Origin of the sequence: Cellulophaga fucicola (assembly GCF_900119145.1) — a bacterium.
GTDB lineage: Bacteria > Bacteroidota > Bacteroidia > Flavobacteriales > Flavobacteriaceae > Cellulophaga > Cellulophaga fucicola.
Genome location: NZ_FPIY01000002.1, coordinates 236,396 through 254,784, shown reverse-complemented (window position 1 = coordinate 254,784; position 18,389 = coordinate 236,396). Strand labels below are relative to the sequence as shown.

Annotated in this window: 21 protein-coding genes; 17 read left to right on the top strand and 4 right to left on the bottom strand. The window is 32.5% G+C overall.

Going from position 1 to position 18,389, the window contains the following annotated elements:
- Positions 1–120: 120 nt before the first annotated feature.
- From BT107_RS07420 to BT107_RS07405, 4 genes are all read left to right on the top strand, one after another.
- The gene (locus BT107_RS07420; protein ID WP_072303779.1) at positions 121–1,095 is read left to right on the top strand and encodes a sulfurtransferase; all 975 of its coding nucleotides are present in this window, start codon (positions 121–123) and stop codon (positions 1,093–1,095) included.
- Positions 1,096–1,098: 3 nt separating this feature from the next.
- Positions 1,099–1,824, top strand: a complete 726-nt coding sequence (locus tag BT107_RS07415) for a helix-turn-helix transcriptional regulator (protein ID WP_072303163.1) — start codon at positions 1,099–1,101, stop codon at positions 1,822–1,824.
- Between the two features lie 38 nt (positions 1,825–1,862).
- Positions 1,863–2,324 carry a GyrI-like domain-containing protein gene (locus BT107_RS07410; RefSeq protein WP_072303162.1) on the top strand — a complete coding sequence of 154 codons (462 nt, stop codon included), beginning with the start codon at positions 1,863–1,865 and terminating at the stop codon, positions 2,322–2,324.
- A 126-nt stretch (positions 2,325–2,450) separates the two neighbouring features.
- A complete protein-coding gene (locus tag BT107_RS07405; RefSeq protein ID WP_072303161.1) occupies positions 2,451–3,308 on the top strand; it encodes an alpha/beta hydrolase in 858 nt (285 codons plus the stop codon).
- Positions 3,309–3,379: 71 nt separating this feature from the next.
- Here the strand turns inward: BT107_RS07405 and BT107_RS07400 are convergent, their stop codons facing one another.
- Positions 3,380–4,027: a 7-carboxy-7-deazaguanine synthase QueE gene (locus BT107_RS07400; RefSeq protein WP_425291838.1), complete on the bottom strand. Its 648-nt coding sequence runs from the start codon at positions 4,025–4,027 to the stop codon at positions 3,380–3,382.
- 172 nt (positions 4,028–4,199) lie between these two features.
- Between BT107_RS07400 and BT107_RS07395 the strand changes: the two genes are divergently transcribed.
- From BT107_RS07395 to BT107_RS07375, 5 genes are read left to right on the top strand one after another with little or no spacing between them, the layout of a single operon-like run.
- Positions 4,200–5,708, top strand: a complete 1,509-nt coding sequence (locus tag BT107_RS07395; protein WP_072303159.1) for a helicase HerA-like domain-containing protein — start codon at positions 4,200–4,202, stop codon at positions 5,706–5,708.
- Between the two features lie 36 nt (positions 5,709–5,744).
- Positions 5,745–6,290: a hypothetical protein gene (locus tag BT107_RS07390; RefSeq protein WP_072303158.1), complete on the top strand. Its 546-nt coding sequence runs from the start codon at positions 5,745–5,747 to the stop codon at positions 6,288–6,290.
- The gene (locus BT107_RS07385) at positions 6,291–6,659 is read left to right on the top strand and encodes a cupin domain-containing protein (protein WP_072303157.1); all 369 of its coding nucleotides are present in this window, start codon (positions 6,291–6,293) and stop codon (positions 6,657–6,659) included.
- A 36-nt stretch (positions 6,660–6,695) separates the two neighbouring features.
- Positions 6,696–7,538: an alpha/beta fold hydrolase gene (locus BT107_RS07380; RefSeq protein WP_072303156.1), complete on the top strand. Its 843-nt coding sequence runs from the start codon at positions 6,696–6,698 to the stop codon at positions 7,536–7,538.
- Positions 7,539–7,550: 12 nt separating this feature from the next.
- Entirely contained in the window at positions 7,551–7,979 is a 429-nt protein-coding gene (locus tag BT107_RS07375) for a VOC family protein (RefSeq protein WP_072303155.1), read from the top strand.
- 50 nt (positions 7,980–8,029) lie between these two features.
- Here the strand turns inward: BT107_RS07375 and BT107_RS07370 are convergent, their stop codons facing one another.
- Positions 8,030–8,836 carry a hypothetical protein gene (locus BT107_RS07370; protein ID WP_072303154.1) on the bottom strand — a complete coding sequence of 269 codons (807 nt, stop codon included), beginning with the start codon at positions 8,834–8,836 and terminating at the stop codon, positions 8,030–8,032.
- 68 nt (positions 8,837–8,904) lie between these two features.
- Positions 8,905–9,621 carry a class I SAM-dependent methyltransferase gene (locus tag BT107_RS07365; protein ID WP_072303153.1) on the bottom strand — a complete coding sequence of 239 codons (717 nt, stop codon included), beginning with the start codon at positions 9,619–9,621 and terminating at the stop codon, positions 8,905–8,907.
- Positions 9,622–9,680: 59 nt separating this feature from the next.
- Here BT107_RS07365 and BT107_RS07360 point away from each other — a divergent pair, with 59 nt between their 5' ends.
- The 3 genes from BT107_RS07360 (at position 9,681) to BT107_RS07350 (ending at position 11,584) form a co-directional block, all read left to right on the top strand.
- Positions 9,681–10,196: a DUF2059 domain-containing protein gene (locus BT107_RS07360; protein WP_072303152.1), complete on the top strand. Its 516-nt coding sequence runs from the start codon at positions 9,681–9,683 to the stop codon at positions 10,194–10,196.
- On the top strand, positions 10,196–10,690 hold the full coding sequence (locus BT107_RS07355; RefSeq protein WP_072303151.1) for a YkgJ family cysteine cluster protein: 495 nt from the start codon (positions 10,196–10,198) through the stop codon (positions 10,688–10,690). Before BT107_RS07360 ends, BT107_RS07355 begins: the two co-directional genes overlap by 1 nt.
- A 63-nt stretch (positions 10,691–10,753) precedes the next feature.
- Entirely contained in the window at positions 10,754–11,584 is an 831-nt protein-coding gene (locus tag BT107_RS07350) for a sterol desaturase family protein (protein ID WP_072303150.1), read from the top strand.
- Between the two features lie 7 nt (positions 11,585–11,591).
- Here BT107_RS07350 and BT107_RS07345 read toward each other — a convergent pair whose 3' ends face one another.
- Positions 11,592–12,827: an exo-beta-N-acetylmuramidase NamZ family protein gene (locus BT107_RS07345; protein WP_072303149.1), complete on the bottom strand. Its 1,236-nt coding sequence runs from the start codon at positions 12,825–12,827 to the stop codon at positions 11,592–11,594.
- A gap of 3 nt (positions 12,828–12,830) precedes the next feature.
- Between BT107_RS07345 and BT107_RS07340 the strand changes: the two genes are divergently transcribed.
- The 5 genes from BT107_RS07340 to BT107_RS07320 all read left to right on the top strand — a co-directional run bounded on the left by BT107_RS07340 (position 12,831) and on the right by BT107_RS07320 (position 18,354).
- A complete protein-coding gene (locus BT107_RS07340) occupies positions 12,831–14,072 on the top strand; it encodes an ABC transporter permease (protein ID WP_072303148.1) in 1,242 nt (413 codons plus the stop codon).
- Positions 14,073–14,162: 90 nt separating this feature from the next.
- Entirely contained in the window at positions 14,163–15,143 is a 981-nt protein-coding gene (locus BT107_RS07335; protein ID WP_072303147.1) for a PLP-dependent cysteine synthase family protein, read from the top strand.
- Between the two features lie 12 nt (positions 15,144–15,155).
- On the top strand, positions 15,156–15,746 hold the full coding sequence (locus BT107_RS07330; protein ID WP_072303146.1) for a sugar O-acetyltransferase: 591 nt from the start codon (positions 15,156–15,158) through the stop codon (positions 15,744–15,746).
- 26 nt (positions 15,747–15,772) lie between these two features.
- On the top strand, positions 15,773–16,555 hold the full coding sequence (locus BT107_RS07325) for an aldose epimerase family protein (RefSeq protein WP_072303145.1): 783 nt from the start codon (positions 15,773–15,775) through the stop codon (positions 16,553–16,555).
- Positions 16,556–16,629: 74 nt separating this feature from the next.
- On the top strand, positions 16,630–18,354 hold the full coding sequence (locus BT107_RS07320; RefSeq protein ID WP_072303144.1) for a SulP family inorganic anion transporter: 1,725 nt from the start codon (positions 16,630–16,632) through the stop codon (positions 18,352–18,354).
- Positions 18,355–18,389: the final 35 nt, after the last annotated feature.

Here is an 18,389-nt window from a genome sequence, read left to right as displayed (position 1 = left end):
GTAATTCTTATTTATAATATAAAACCATTACATAGTTTGTAATGGTTTTTTTTATGTTAATAAGTTAGCTCTTAAGCAACGATTTAATTGGGTAATTTTAATGCCAATAAATATATAAATATGAAAACACCCCTTATCTCATCAGAAGAATTAGCGGCATTGCTAACGGAAGAAACTAGCGTAGTTCTTTTAGATGCTAGTCCGGCTACAAATGTATCTGGATTAAGTAGCGATCTAGAAGGTTTGCAAATTAAAGGAGCTCGTTATTTTAATATAAAAAATAATTTTAGCGATAGAGAAAGTAACTATCCAAATACCATACCTAGTGCTAAACAGTTTCAAGAAGAAGCACGTAAACTAGGTATAAATAAGAATAGTAAAATTGTAGTTTATGATAATCTTGGAGTGTATACATCGCCACGTGTTTGGTGGTTGTTTAACACTTTTGGTCATAATAATATCGCTGTTTTAGATGGTGGCTTGCCAGACTGGGTGGCGCACGAGTATGCAACAGAGCAAGCGAGTAAAAAAAGAGTGCCATTGGGTAATTTTATTGCAAACTTAAAAGAGTTTAATGTAATGAATTTTTCAATGATAAAGGAAAACACAGAAAGTAATACGGCTCTAGTAGTAGATGCACGTTCTGCTGGTCGTTTTAATGGAACAGAGCCAGAACCTAGAGCAGAACTAGCAAGTGGTTCTATACCGGGTTCTATTAATGTTCCTTTTAATGATGTGCTTGTAGATGGTAAATACAAATCTAAAGAAGAATTAGCTGCTATTTTTAATCCGATTTTAGCAGAAGATAAGCCCCTTGTTTTTAGTTGTGGTTCTGGTTTAACAGCTTGTGTTATTCTATTAGCAAGTAAGTTGGTAGATGATACTAAAGATTCATCTGTTTATGATGGTTCTTGGACTGAGTGGGTACAGTTGTATAAAGAAGAAGATGAAGAAGTAACTGAGGAGATAACTGAAGAAGAAGTAATTGCTAATGAGGTAGAGGAGCTTAACCAAGCAGAAGTAAGTAAAGAAGAGGTGTTAAGTGATGTAGAAGATTTAAATGAGGAAGAAATAAGTTCTGAAGAGGAAGAATAATAAATGGAAAAAGGGAAACCCAGATTGGTTAGACTAACAGCAATAGTTACGCAGTTACAAGGCAAAAGAATTGTAACTGCTACGGAGTTGGCTGCTAAGTATAGGGTTAGTATAAGAACTATTTATAGAGATATACGTACTTTAGAACAATCTGGGATTCCTATTTATACAGAAGAAGGTAAAGGGTATTGTTTAGTAGAAGGCTATAATTTGCCGCCTGTAATGTTTACAGAAGAAGAAGCAAATGCCTTAATAACTGCAGAGCATATTATAAACAAGAATAAGGATACTTCTTTTGTAGATGGATATGTTAGCGCAATAGAAAAAATTAAAGCTGTACTTAAATATTCTCAAAAAGATAAAGCAACATTGCTTACCCAGCGCTTACAAATAAGAAGCAATTTAGAGAATCAGAAAACAAGTAGTTATTTAATGCAACTGCAAACAGCATTAACTAATTATAAAGTAATACAAATAAACTATTTGTCTTTAGAACAGAAAGAAACAAAAAGAGATATAGAGCCATTTGCGTTAATACATAATAAAGACAATTGGGTGTTAATTGCTTTTTGTAGACTTAGAAAAGATTTTAGAGCTTTTAGGGTAGACTGCATTCAGCAAATGGTAATTTCTTCCAATACTTTTAATCCGCATAAAATAACACTTGAAGATTATTTTGATATGGCTAGAAAAAAATGGGAGAGTACCCCTGACATATCTATGACATAGAGCTGGTTTACTTTTGAAGTAAATAAAAATAGAAAGCTATGAATATTGTAAAATTAGAATCTTTTAGTGTAATTGGTATTAAAGTGCGTACTACAAATGAAAATGCACAAGCAGCAAAAGATATTGTTGCATTATGGAATACTTTTATGTCTGAGCATATTTTAGACAAAACTCCAAATAAAATAAGTACAGAAGTCTTTTCAATTTATACCAATTATGAGGGAGATTACACAAAACCTTATGATACTATTTTAGGATGTAAAGTTTCTAGTATAGATGAGGTTCCAAATGGTATGGTAGCACATACTATTAAGGCATCAACCTATAAAAAAAGTATAGCAAAAGGAGACTTGTCTAAAAACGTAGTGTATAATAAATGGTTAGAAATTTGGGAAGCAAAAGAAGATCGTTTGTATACATCGGACTTTGAAATTTATGGAGATACTGCAAAAGATACAACAAATGCAGAGGTTCCTATTTATGTAGCGGTGAAAGAGTAGTTGCTTTTTAGGTCTATAGTTTTAGTAGCTTAACCAATATATTACAAGGTTTAAAGAGAATGTAGTCCTGTTTTGGACTACATTTTTTATATTTAGGGACAATAGCCTACTTAAATTTTTTGTTCCATGAAAAAGTTAATACCCACTATCTGTTTCAGTTTGCTATTTGGTTTTATAGTAAAAGCGCAAACAGGTAAAGTTTTTGACAATCTAAAAGTTACAAGTAAAATACTTAAAAGCGAACGTAACTTTTCTATATACCTTCCGCCAGATTACGAGTCGTCTAAAAGAGATTATCCTGTTCTGTATTTATTACATGGGGCCGGAGACGACCATACAGGCTGGGTGCAGTTTGGTGAGGTACTACATATTACAGACAAAGCAATTAAAGCAGGTAAAGCAACACCTATGATTATTGTAATGCCAGATGCCGATACGGGTAAACGTGGTTATTTTAATACTGAAGATTGGCGTTATGAAGATTTCTTTTTTGAAGAATTAATGCCTTATGTAGAAAATAAATATAGAATTAAAAGCGAAAAGAGATATAGGGCTATTTCTGGCCTTTCTATGGGTGGCGGTGGCACATTTATGTATGCACTGCATAAACCCGAGTTATTCTCGTCTGCTTGTCCCTTAAGTGCCTCTGTTGGTATGTTGCCACAAGACACAACTAAAATAAAAGATTTTGCAGAGAGCGAGCAAAAATCTATTGCCGAAATGAAACAATATTTTAAGAAGCACTCTGCTATTTCGCTACTAGATAGTATACCTGTAGATGATGTTAAATCTGTTCGTTGGTATATAGATTGTGGTGATGATGATTTTTTGTTTGAAGGCAATAGCTTGGTGCATATTTCTATGATGAAAAAGAAAATTCCCCACGAGTATAGAGTTCGTGATGGTGCACATAATTGGACGTATTGGAGACAATCCTTACCAGAAGTATTAAAATTTGTGTCAGCTGCTTTTCATCAACATTGACAATAAAGTACTATAGGTGTAAATAAAAACTAGCTAGTATTACAATAATACTAGCTAGTTTTTATATTTTACTATGGTATGTTTAAATACTTATGTGTTTGTAAAGAAACTTTCCATTGCGGATTTTTCATAACAAAATCTACAATTAACGGAGTCATTTTGTCTTTAACACTCCACTCTGGCTGTAAATACAAAATACAATCTTTGTTTACTTTAGCCGCTTGTTCTTCAGCAAATTTAAAATCGTTTTTATTGTAAATAATCATTTTTAACTCATCTGCCTTGTCATAAATAATACCTTCTGGTAATTTATTTTTTTTAGGAGATAAGCAAATCCAATCCCAAGTACCAGTTAAGGTATAAGCACCAGAAGTCTCTATATGTGTTTGTAAATTTTTAGCTTTTAAAGCATCAGTTAATGGCACCATATTCCAAGTTAATGGCTCGCCACCTGTAACTACAATAGTGTTAGAGTATTTTGCAGCATTATCTACTATAGCTTTTATAGTTGTTGGTGGGTGTGTTTCTGCATTCCAGCTTTCTTTAACATCACACCAATGGCAACCCACATCGCAACCGCCGACGCGTATAAAATACGCAGCAGTTCCTTTATGAAAACCTTCTCCTTGTATGGTATAAAATTCTTCCATTAACGGAAGCATTTCTCCCTTATCTACCAATGCTAATACCTCATTTTTAACCATTATGCAAAGATACATTTTTTGTTTTTCTCTATCTAAACTTTATGTAAAAGTTAGTGTAGTGCGTAGTGTATTAAATCAAAAAAAATAAAAACAGTAAAAGTTGATACTTAAGGTTTTAATACGATTAGCGTAGAACTAATCTTTTTAGTTGTTTAAATTTAAGCTATTTTTATCAAAATTTTAGGAAATGAGCACCAAGGAAAAATTCTTAGCAGACATAGAAAAAGGGTATACTACAAAAGGCGACTTTATAACTATGGGCGCAGGTATAGTAGATGGGGAAACCGTTACTAATGCGTTTGTAAAAATACCTTTAAAAACTCTTAACCGTCACGGTTTAATTGCTGGTGCCACTGGTACGGGTAAAACTAAAACATTACAAGTGTTAGCCGAGAATTTATCAGAAAAAGGTGTTCCTGTACTGTTAATGGATTTAAAAGGAGATTTAAGTGGCTTGGCACAGCCTAGTCCTGGACATCCTAAAATAGATGAACGTCACGCAAAAATAGGAGTACCTTTTGAGAGTAAAAGCTTTCCTGTAGAAATTTTATCATTGTCCGAGCAAGATGGTGTTAAACTAAGAGCAACTGTATCTGAATTTGGACCAGTTCTTTTATCTAGAATTTTAGACTTAACTGTAACGCAAGAAGGTATTTTTGCCGTTATTTTTAAATATTGTGACGATAATAAATTACCTCTTTTAGATCTTAAAGATTTTAAAAAAGTATTGCAATACGCTACTGAAGAAGGAAAACAAGAATTTAAAGAAAGCTACGGTAGAATTTCATCTGCATCTACGGGTACTATTCTTAGAAAAATAATAGAATTAGAACAACAAGGAGCCGATTTATTTTTTGGAGAAAAATCTTTTGAAGTAGATGATTTAACTAGAATAGATAAAAACGGTAGAGGATATATTAATATTTTACGATTAACAGATATACAAGACAGACCTAAGTTGTTTTCAACTTTTATGTTGAGTCTTTTAGCTGAAATTTATGATACTTTTCCGGAACAAGGAGATAGTGATAAACCAGAGTTGGTTTTATTTATAGATGAGGCTCATCTAATTTTTGATGAAGCATCTAAGGCTTTATTAAATCAGATAGAAAGCATTGTAAAACTAATACGTTCTAAAGGCATTGGTGTTTATTTTGTTACTCAAAACCCAACAGATGTACCAGAAGATGTATTGGCGCAATTAGGTTTAAAAATACAACACGCTTTACGAGCATTTACGGCTAAAGACAGAAAAGCTATTAAGTTGGCAGCACAAAATTACCCAGACAGTGAGTATTATAATACAGAAGATGTATTAACGTCTTTAGGTATTGGTGAAGCTTTAATTTCTGCTCTAGATGAAAAAGGTAGACCAACTCCGCTAGCAGCCACTATGTTGCGTGCGCCTATGAGTAGAATGGATGTTTTAACAGATAAAGAATTAAAGGAAGTTATAGATTCTTCTGCTTTGGTTAAAAAATACAATGATGTTATAGATAGAGAAAGTGCTTATGAAATGCTTACTAAAAAAATAGATAAGGCAGAAGAAATAGCAGCAAAAGAAAAGGAAAAACCAGAACCAAAAAGGGCAAGTAGTCGTGCTAAAAGCACAAGACAAAATCCTATTATAAAAGTATTAACCAGCGCAACTTTTATAAGAGGTATGCTTGGTGTGCTAAAAAAAGTATTACGCTAAACAATAACAAACTTATCTACTAACCACATATTTTAAATGAAAAAAATAACAATTACTTGTATTGTTGCAGCTGCTTCAATTTTAACGCAGTGTGCTAAAAGTACAGATGCAGATTTTTTAATTACGCCAACTAGTTTTGGTAAACTAACCAAAGATAATTCGGCTAAAGAAATAGCAACTATTTATGCAACAGACTCTATAGTAAAAGATGATGCAGTACAATTAAATGCAAGTATGCGCAAAGAGCATATTTACGAAAAAGGAGGAAAGCCTTTGTTTACCGTTAGTATTAGTAACGATTCTATTATAGATAACATTAGGGTTTTAGATCCGCGTTATACTACAGATAAAGGTGTTAATTTACTTAGTACTTTTAAAGATATAAAGGATAATTACACGGTAAGTAAGGTACTTACTTCTATGAACAATATAGTGTTGTTTATAAAAGATAGTGAGATTTATTTTACTATTGATAAAAAAGAATTGCCAGAAAACTTACGCTATAGCAATAGTACTAAGATAGAGGCTATACAGATACCGGATGATGCTAAAATTAAGTATTTAATGGTAGATTGGGAGTAAATGAAAAAGAAGTATACTATACAAGCGCAGCCATTTGTAGTGCCTACTACAGATGGTAAATTAATAGAAGAACATTTTGGTGGTGCAACAACAAAGCAAGAAGATATTAGTATTGCTCATATGGTGGCTCCTCCTGGTTGGTCAGAGCCTTTTCAGACACCAGAGTTTGCAGAGTACACCTATATCATTAAAGGTAAAAAGCAATTTGTAATAGATGGTGATATTGTTGTATTAGAACAAGGACAGTCTATAAAAATAGAAAAGAATACACGTGTAAAATACTCTAATCCTTTTGATGAGGTTTGTGAGTATATGTCTATTTGTACGCCAGCTTTTTCTATAGATACGGTAAACAGAGAAGAAGAATAAAAACGATTATGTTAAAATAGATCTATTATTTATTTTATGAAAAAACTCTTAAATAAAATAATTCCTGTTGCTTACGGAGCATACTTTAATACACTTTCTGTGTTTTCTAAAAAGAAAGCTGCAAAAAAAGCATTTTATCTTTTCTGCACACCTAGAAAGGGTAAAGTGTTGCCGTTTCAATCAGAATTTTTAAATAAAGCTAAAAAAGAGGTTGTACACAGCAATAATATAGATTTGCAGGTGTACGAGTGGGCTGGAGAAAAAGAAACTGTTTTACTTTTACATGGTTGGGAAAGTAATGTGTTTAGATGGCGAAATTTAATTTCTTATTTAATAGAAGATAATTATAATATTATTGCTTTTGATGCTCCTGCACACGGTAATTCTAAGGGTGAAGTGTTACACGTGCCTATTTATACAGAAGTAGCACAAACACTTATAGATAAATACAAGCCAAAGCATATTGTAGGGCATAGTGTTGGTGGTATGACAACCTTATATAATAATTACAAATACAATAACCCTAGCGTAGATAAACTTATTATACTTGGGGCACCATCTGAGTTTTATACTATTTTGTTGAACTACCAAAATATGCTTAAGTTTAATGATAAAGTTTTTAATGAGTTAAAGGCATTTATAAAAGAAAAATTTGGTTTTTTACCTGAAGATTTTTCAATATCTGAATACGCTAAACAGAATAAAAAGAAAGGCTTATTAGTGCATGATAAGCTAGATTTTATTGCTCCGTGTTCAGACTCAGAATTAGTTCATAAAAATTGGACCAACAGTAAATTAATTACAACAGAGGGTTACGGACATTCTTTACACCAAGATGAGGTTAGTAATGCCGTAATGTCATTTTTAAAAGAAGGCTAAAATAATAGTAGTATGAAGTATCCAGTAGCACCTTTCCATATCGCAATACCTGTTCATAATCTAGAGGAATGCAGGGCGTTTTATAGAGATGTATTAGATTGTCCAGAAGGTAGAAGTAGTGATCATTGGGTAGACTTTAATTTGTTTGGTCACCAGTTGGTAATACATTACAAAGAAAAAACTACAAACGAAGATTTATATACAAATGCTGTAGATGGTAAAAATGTTCCTGTACCACATTATGGTGTTGTATTACCTTGGGAAACTTTTCAAACCTTTTCTGAAGAGTTAAAACAAAAGGGAGTAAAATTTGTAATAGAGCCTTATGTAAGGTTTAAAGGAGAAAGAGGAGAGCAGGCAACTATGTTCTTTTTAGATCCTGCTGGTAATGCTTTAGAATTTAAAGCTTTTAAGGATATAGACCAGCTGTTTGCAAAATAAATAGTTGTAATGGCTTTAATGTTTGTGGTTGTAAGTTTTTTAAATTAAAACTATCTACCTCCGTTTGCTTTTAAATCTGCTAAACATTCAGCGTCTAATTCTGGGATACCGTTTTTGCTAGCAATTAGCATTTTTTTCATTCCAGATCCAAATTCTAATTCGGCATTCATTAAACAATTGTCTATGTTGCAGTGGTTACTACCTACAGTTTCGTTGTCCTCGTTTGTAGTTTCTCCTTCATGCGGATGAACCATTTCTGTGCCTAAATTTACTAAGCCCATTAAATGACCTAGCTCGTGATTAAGTGTTGAGGTTTCAACAGAAGTCTCAGAAATTAAAGCACTTTTATTTGCCAATTTTTTAATCGTAGCTTCATAAATAACCATAGAAGTATTTCTGTAAACAGCCCCTAGTGTTACCGAGTTTGTATCCTCGTCATCATTATTAGATGGTGCATCTGCAAAATAGATATAGATAGCTAAAGTGTCATCACTATTGTAAATTGTTCTGTTTTCAGTTTCTAATTTAGCCACTTCTTCTGTAGTTAAATCTTCTTCATTAGGAGAATCTAACTCAACCAGTTTAATTGCTATATCATTCTTAAAAGTAATAGATTTTATAAAGTCTGTAAAGTTAATTAAAGTCTCATCTGCAGGTTTAAAGCCTTTTACATATGCAATTTCTAAAGAGAGTTTAGAGAATGTGTTATTAGATAATATGTCGTTAGCCGAGTCTCCTGAACCTTGTAGGTTTGCTGTTTTTTTTATTTGTCCTTCAGATTGTTTGTCAGAATCATCAGTGCTAGAGCAACTTGCAAAAAGTAAAACGGATAATAGTAAAGCACTAAATTTTTTCATAGATATCTTTTTATAACAAACAATTGTTTAAGGCAAAACCCTACTAACAAACGTATAAAAGAGAACTTCTATTGCGTAATAAGAGTAAGTTTAGCTAAATAGTCGTAATGTTCACCTTCAACTATCAATTCACAATTAAAACCATTTAAAATAGCAGCACGTTGTAGTGTGTTGTAATCTAAATACAACCAAGGAAAAGAATCGCTTTTTTGACCTTTGTATTGCATTGTAAAATCTACTTCTCCGTAATAATCTTTTCCAGGAGGAATCCAATATCCACCATCCTCATCTTCATCAAACATATAAATAATGTCACTAGAATCTAGTAATAACTGTCCGTTTGGTTTTAAAAGCGATTTTAAATGCAATAAATATTCAGCTAAATTATTTAAACTACCAACAATACCTATACCGTTCATTAATAAGAGTAGAGTGTCATAGGTAGCTGCGTTATATTCTAAAATAGTAGAGTGTATTGTTTTGTCTACACCTCTTTGTTTACAGGCTTCTATAGCTCCTTTAGATGCATCTAAAGCAGTAACATCTATGCTTTTTCCTTGTAAATACAGACTATGGCTACCAGCACCGCAACCAATATCTAGGACTTTCCCTTTACTTAAATCTAATGCCTTTTGCTCCAGAAGAGGCATGGCGGCGTAATCTCTAAAAAGATATGGCACAGGAATTGTATCTTCTTCAGAAATGGTAGAAAGCGTAACAATGTCTTCTGTATATGTCTTATTTAAATAATCTAACATTGCGGCACCAAAAATATCGCTTCCCATTTTATTTGTATTTTAGCCAACAAAAGTGGCAATTTTTAACAACATTTAAAAGTATTTATATGAAACAACTGGGTATAGCACTGGTTTTAATTTTCTTTGTATCAACTAATAGCTTCGCTCAAAAAGGGAAAGAGCAAAGTTTAATTGCCACCTATTTAAAGAGTAATGGATCTGCGGTTCAATACGAGTATGCGTACGATCAATTATTAACAATGTTAAAACAAAAACATCCTAAAACAGATGCTAATGCAGATGGATGGAAGTACTTAAACGAAAATAAGGCTAAAGCTGTAGCTGATATTATGGTCGATTTAGGAAAAGTATACGAGAAGCATTTTACAACTGAAGATATAAACGAAATGTTAGGTTTTTATAGAGGTGATGCTGCTAAGCAAATGCTAAAAGATAGAAGCCAAATGACAGAAGAGCAAAAGCAAGAGCTTAATGCATACTACAATTCTGAAGTTGGAAAAAAGATAATTTCTAAACAACAAGTATTAGGTAAGGAAATAGGAACAGCTTCTGAGGCTTGGAGTAGAGATTTGTATGAAACAGCAATGACTTTATTAAAATAATGGAAGACTTTTTAAAGGAACTACCTAAAAAGGCACAAGAGAAACAAACTGAAAATAAGAAGTTTTTTGTGAAGCTTAAAAAAAAGCCACCAAAGAATTTAGATTATGTAATGCAAGAATTACATGAAAACGAATTTAAAAAAACAGATTGTTTAACATGTGCTAACTGTTGTAAAACTACAGGCCCTTTATTTACTAATGCAGATGTAGAGCGTATAGCAAAGTCTTTTAAACAAAAACCACAACAGTTTATTGCAAACTATTTACGAGTAGATGATGAAAATGATTATGTGTTGCAAAGTGTTCCTTGTACATTTTTAGGAGCAGATAATTATTGTTCTATTTACGATGTAAGGCCAAAAGCGTGTAGAGAATTTCCGCATACAGACCGTAAAAAGTTTCAGCAAATAAGTAACTTAACAATGAAAAATGTTGCTATTTGTCCGGCTGCTTATAATATTGTTGAGGAAATGAAAAAGAAAATTAAGGTTTAATAGTCCTTATTTTATATATAGAGCGTTACTATAAAAGTTAACAGTTTTTTCTATATTTAGAAAATGGAAAGTATTATTAGTTATTTTGAAACAATACCCTCTGGGCACAGAAGTATTATTTTAGTTGGTGGTATAACTCTATTTTGGGTTTTAGAAGGTATTTTACCTTTGCAGCGCTTTACGTATAAAAAATGGAGGCACGCATTACCAAATCTATTTTTTACGCTAACTACAATAATAATTAATTTTTTACTAGCCTTTCTTTTGTTAAAAACGAGCGACTGGACAGTTGTAAATAACTTCGGAATTATTAACTGGTTGCCAGAAATTCCACTGTGGCTGTATGTTGTTGCAGGTGTAATGCTACTCGATTTTTTTGGAGCTTATTTAGCACACTTTACAGAACACAGAGTTAAACCATTGTGGATGGTGCATTTGGTGCATCATACAGATCATAATGTAGATACAACAACCGCAAACAGGCATCATCCGTTAGAGAGTGTTATTAGATTTGCTTTTACTTTAATGGGTGTTTTTATTGTTGGAGCTCCTATGGGTGTGGTAATGCTATATCAATCTTTATCTTTAATAGCTACCCAATTTGGACACGCAAATATTAGATTGCCTAAAAAGGTAGATGCTTTTATTAGTTACTTTTTAGTGTCTCCAGATATGCATAAAGTGCACCACCATTATATGTTGCCTTATACCGACTCTAACTACGGAAACATTTTTTCTATTTGGGACAGAATGTTTGGTACGTTTATGAAATTAGATCGCGATAGTATAATTTATGGTGTAGATACTTTCCCGGATGAGGTGGAGAATGCAAGCATAAAAGGGCTGCTAAAGCAACCCTTTCATACGTATAGAAATCCTACAACTAAAGTTTAGTTATAGTTTAATTATATATAAGATATTTAGCTCTTATTTTCTTAAAATCTTCAATAGCTGGTTGCCACGTTTTTTTTATTTCAGCTTCAGACATACCAGAAACTATCTGTTTTTGTAATTTTTCTGTTCCCGCGTGTTTTGTAAATCCGCTAGTTAAAAATACCTTGCTTTTATCTGTACTATTGTTGTATGCATCTATTATCCATTTTAAAGAAACTAGATTCATTCTTTCTGTTGCAGATAAGTCGTTGCCATAACACAACTCGTCTTTATGCTTAGGGTTTTTAGAGCCAAAATTAGGTTTAGGTGTGTATGTAAAACTATATTTTGTACTGTCTAAAAATGGAGCTCCATAACGTTGAAACTGAAATTCTGTTCCACGACCAGCATTAATATCCATACCTTCAAACAAACCTAAACTTGGGTATAATGTAATTGCAGTATTGTTTGGTAGGTTAGGAGAAGGTCTAATAGGTAAATTATAATCACTTGTATGCTCATAATTATCAAGCTTAATTATAGTTAAGTCGGCCTTTTTATCGCCATTTAACCAACCTTCTTCATTAATCATTGTTGCATATTCTGCAATGGTCATTCCGTAAACTAACGGAATATTTGTCATTCCTAAAAAGCCTCTATGTTCTGTTTCCATTGTTGGTCCGTCTACATAATGTCCGTTTGGGTTTGGTCTATCTAACACAATAACTTTAATGTTGTTTTCTGCACAAGCTTCCATAACCAGTTGCAAAGTTGCTATGTAGGTGTAAAAACGTACACCAACATCTTGTATATCAAAAAGAACAACATCTATATCTTTTAATTGTTCGTTATTTGGCTTTCTATTTTTACCGTAAAGAGATATTAAGGATAAACCAGTTTTAGTGTCTACACCGTCTTTTACGTGTTCGCCAGCATCTACCTTACCTCTAAAGCCGTGTTCTGGAGCAAATACTTTTTTAATATCAACCTTTAATGCCTGTAAAGAATCTACTATATGTGTGTATGTATTATCAGTCTTAAAAATAACACTAGTTTGGTTTGCAACTACAGCAACCTTTTTACCGTTTAATAATGGCAGGTATTTTTCAGTTTTGTTAGCGGCTACTACTATTTTTTTAGGAGCAGTCTCTTTAGGTTTTTCCTCTGTATTATGAGTAATAGTTGCTTTTGGAGTGTTTCCGCAAGCAGAAAGTATTAAAAACGATAATAAAACTGTACTTTTGAAACTGGAAAAAATCGCCATAAATTGAATTTAGAATTTTTTATTACTAAGCGCCTAATTAAAGGTAAAGAGAATAAAAGTAGTATATCTGCTCCAATTATAAAAATTGCTATTGCAGCAATTGCTATGAGCGTTATAATGATGCTTTTTGCTATTGCTACGGGAGAAGGTTTAAAAGAGAAAGTAAGAGAAAAAGTTGCTGCCTTTAATGGGCATATTCAAATTTTTAATTACGATAATAACACATCAGATGTTTCTGTTGTTCCTGTTTCTTTAGAGCAAGAATTTTATCCAGAATTTACTAGTATAGATGGTGTTACACATATACAGGCTATTGCTAATAAAGGCGGAATTATTATTGCTGATGAAACTTTTGAAGGCGTAATAGCAAAAGGTGTTGGTAAAGATTACAACTGGGATGTTTTTAAAGAGTATTTAATAGAAGGCAGATTGCCAAACTATAATGATAAGTTAAATGAAGAAGTTTTAATTTCTTCATTAATTGCAAACCGATTACAACTTAAAGTTGGTGATACATTCTCGACCTTTTTTCTAAAAGATAACAACCCTTCACAAACACCAAATCGTAGAAATTTTACAATTGTTGGACTATATAACAGTGGCTTTGAAGAGTTTGATGGTACGTATATTTTTGTAGACATACGCCATATACAACGTATAAATAAATGGAAAGAAAATGAAGTTGGTAGTTTTGAAGTTTTTTTAGAAAGCTTTGATGCTATTGATAAAAAAAGCGAAGAAGTTTACGGAGCTACATTGTCTACCTTAGATTCTACTAACATTAAAAAGAAATACGGAAGTATTTTTGAATGGATTGGTTTGTTCGATTTTAATGTGACACTTATTATAGGAATTATGATAATTGTTGGTGGTATTAATATGATAACCGCACTTTTGGTTCTTATATTAGAGCGTACCCAAATGATTGGTATTTTAAAAGCACTTGGCGCTGCCAATTGGAGTGTGCGTAAAGTGTTTTTGTACAATGCGGTTTACCTAATTGCTATTGGCTTATTTTGGGGTAATTTAATAGGTTTAGGTCTTCTTTGGATGCAAAGCAAGTTTAAATTTTTAAAATTTGCCGACCCTAAGGAATATTACATAGAGTACATACCTGTACATATAGATCTAATAACTATAGTAGCTTTAAACACAGGTGTAATGGTGCTTTGCTTGCTAATGTTGTTGGTGCCATCTTACATTATAACAAAGATAAGTCCTGTAAAGTCTATTAAATTTGAGTAGGTTAATAGATTGTATAATCTAACAATAACCTAATGTTTAGTTATTTTTCTGTGTCATTAATTATCTTTGCACTCAAATACAAATGATTAAATGATTTACGCAGAGAATATTTTAGAGACTATAGGGAATACACCTATGGTTAAATTAAATAAACTAACAAAAGAATTACCTTGTTTGGTATTGTCTAAATACGAAACTTTTAACCCTGGAAATTCTGTAAAAGACCGTATGGCTTTACAGATGATTGAAGATGCTGAAGCAGACGGAAGATTAAAACCAGGCGGAACAATAATAGAAGGTACTTCTGGTAATACAGGAATGGGCTTGGCACTTGCCGCTGTTATAAAAGGATACAAATGTATTTTTGTTATGGCAGACAAACAGTCTAAAGAAAAAGTAGATATTTTAAAGGCAGTTGGTGCAGAGGTAATTGTTTGTCCTACTGCAGTAGAACCAGAAGATCCACGTTCGTATTATTCTGTTTCTAAAAGATTAGGAGAAGAAACACCTAACTCTTGGTATGTAAACCAATACGATAACCCTTCTAACGCAAAAGCACACTTTTTAAGTACTGGTCCAGAAATATGGGAACAAACAGAAGGTAAAATAACGCATTTTGTTGTTGGTGTAGGTACTGGAGGTACTATCTCTGGTGTTGGTAAATACTTAAAATCTAAAAACCCTAACGTTAAAATTTGGGGCGTAGATACATATGGTTCTGTATTTAAAAAATACCACGAAACTGGTGAGTTTGATGAGAACGAAATTTACCCATACATTACAGAAGGTATTGGAGAAGATATTTTGCCAAAAAATGTTGATTTTAGCATTATAGATGGTTTTACAAAAGTAACAGATAAAGATGCTGCTGTTTATACACAACGCCTAGCAAAAGAAGAAGGTATGTTTTTAGGTAACTCTGCCGGAGCTGCTATAAAAGGAGTATTGCAACTTAAAGAACATTTTACAAAAGACGATGTTGTGGTTGTGCTTTTTCACGATCACGGAAGTAGATACGTTGGTAAAATGTTTAATGATGAATGGATGAAAGAACAAGGTTTTTTAGACTAAAAAACAACATATATGCAGAGTGAAAAAGAAAAAATGCTTTCTGGTAAACCGTATTCGCCTTTTGATAAAGAATTAGCAGCGGAGCGTTTAAAGGCCAAAGAAATTATTTTTAATTTTAACTCTCGTAGACCAACAGAAGTAAAAGAACAAAAGCAAGATTTAGTTCAGCTTTTTACAAAAACACCTAAGCGGTTCTACATAGAGCCGCCTTTTAGGTGCGATTATGGTTATAATATAGAGATTGGTATAAACTTTTTTGCTAATTATAACCTTACTATTTTAGACTGTGCAAAAGTAACCATAGGAGATCATGTAATGTTAGGCCCTAATGTTGCTATTTATACCGCAGCACACCCAATTCACCATACTATTAGAAACAAACATTACGAGCACGCTTTGCCAATAACTATTGGAGATAATGTGTGGATCGGTGGTAACGTAGTTATAAACCCTGGAGTAACCATTGGCGCTAATACCGTTATAGGTTCTGGAAGTGTAGTTACTAAAGATATTCCTAGTAATGTAATAGCCGTGGGTAACCCTTGTACAATAAAAAGGGAAATTACAGAAGAAGACAAAGATTATTTTAATAGTAAAGTGTAACTTCATCCTTATTTTAATTTTTTATAATGATAGTTCTAAAATTACCAAACCAAACCGTTAAGATAGATAAAGGTGAATTAGTAAGTTACAATGCTAATACGGTTGAATATATACACCAAAAAGGAGACCCAGGATGGCGAAATGCAGATACAGAAATGTTTCCTGTTATTGGTCCCACTGCAGAAGCAAACTTTACTGTTTGGACACCTAAAGGAGATGCCATACAAGACCAACACGGACTTTTAAGAGAGCTAACATATACTTTAGTAGAGGCAGATGATACTACTGCAATTTTTCAGAAAAAATATTTAGCTAATACTAAAATAACAAACTCTAAATATCCTGATAAATCTATTGTTAGTGAGTTGTATTGGCCTTACGATTTTCAATTTCAAAAAAAATACGAGCTTACAAATAACGGTTTAGAAATTACTTTTATAATTACAGCAGAAGAGGGTATGCCTTTTATGTTAGGATATCATCCTGCATTTAAAACAGAAAGTAAATTTACCAAGCTATCTACAGAGAATATTACTATTCATGTAGAAGAAATACAAGCAGTTGGTAGTAGAGCATATTCTTTAACAGATGTGACTAGTGCACAACTACAGAATCCTAATCCGCTTACTATAGAAACTCAAGGTTTTAAGCATTTAATGTTATGGACAGAGGTAGATACTATGCTGTGTATAGAACCTATTACATTTTATCCTTATGATGTTACTCAAGATAAATTATCTCAAGGATATAGTTATATGGGTAAGTTGCCAGTAGAATATAAAGTGTTTTTAAAGCCAACTCATTTATAATTTAATCAATTAATTGTCACCCTATTTTTCAATTTTATTATATATACTATAAACAATAACAGTAAATTTGTTTAATGCAGAATTTCTTTCCCATACTTACGTGGCTTAAAACTTATAAAAAAGGAGATTTTATAAAAGATTTACTTGCGGGTTTTACCGTAGGTATCATCTTAATACCGCAGGGTATGGCGTATGCTATGATTGCTGGCTTGCCACCTGTTTATGGTTTGTATGCAGCCTTGTTTCCAACATTAATGTATGTTTTTTTAGGTACATCTAGACAATTGGCAGTTGGTCCGGTTGCTATGGATTCTTTATTGGTTGCCGCTGGGTTAGGAGCGTTGTCACTTGCAACAACAGAAGATTATATTTCTATGGCCATAGTATTGGCTTTTATGGTTGGCGCAACTCAGTTTTTATTGGGACTTTTTAGAATGGGTTTTTTGGTAAACTTTATGTCTAAACCCGTAATTAGTGGGTTTACTTCTGGGGCAGCAATTATAATAATGTTTAGTCAGCTTAAACATTTACTAGGTGCTAACATAGAAGGGAGTAGTAAGTTTATAGCATTGATAAAAAATGTTATGGCTAAGGTAGCAGAAACCAATATGTACGACTTTGCTATTGGTATTGTTGGTATTGTTATAATTGTAGTTCTTAAAAAAGTAAATAAAAAATTACCCTCTATTTTATTTGTGGTTATACTAGGGATATTAGCAGTATACTTCTTTAAACTAGATCAATATGGTGTAAAAATTGTGGGTGCTATTCCAGACGGATTACCTTCTTTTGGTGTGCCTAATATAAATATAAAGAACATCTTAGATATTTGGCCTATAGCAGTTACATTGGCTTTAGTTGGGTATCTAGAGGCTATTTCTATTGGTAAAGCATTAGAAGAAAAAAGCGGAGAAGAAACTATAGACGCAAACAAAGAGTTAATTGCTATAGGTTCTTCTAATATGGTAGGGTCTTTTTTTAGATCTTTTCCGGTTACAGCTAGTTTTTCTAGATCGGCAATTAATTACGAAGCAGGGGCAAAAACCAATTTAGCATCACTTTTTAGTGTTGTAATGGTTGTGGTTGTATTGCTTTTTTTAACACCACTATTTTTTTATCTACCTAATGCAGTATTGGCATCAATTATAATGGTTTCTGTATTTGGACTAATAGATCTTAGTTATCCTAAAGAATTATGGATACACCGTAAAGATGAATTTTTAGTACTATTAGCAACATTTATTTGCACCATCTTTATCGGTATAAAAGAAGGGATTTTAGTAGGTGTTTTATTTTCTTTATTGCTGATGGTTTACAGAACATCTAAACCACATTTTGCTGTTCTAGGGAATGTAAAAGATACAGATTATTATAAAAATGTAAGTCGTTTTGGTACAGAGGTAATTACTAGAGAAGATCTTTTAATTGTTAGGTTTGATGCGCAACTGTATTTTGGTAATGCAAGTTATTTTAAAAACGAACTGTATAAGCATATAGACAAAAAAGGTTCTGCTTTAAAAGGTGTAATTTTAAATGCAGAAGCTATTAACTATATAGATTCTAGTGCAGCTCAAATGTTAGAGAAAGTAATTAGAGAAATACACGAAAAAAACATACAATTTTATGTAGCTGGTGCTATAGGGCCAGCACGAGATATAATTTTTACAAGCGGAATTATAACAGAATTACACAGGGAATTTTTATTTGTAAAAACAGCAGAGGCTGTTACTTATTTTGATGAACCTAAGGAAATATCAATGTTGAGAGCTAAAGTAGCTCATCAAAAGAATTTTAACTGATAAATATCAGTATTATAAAAAATAAAAAAGCGTAA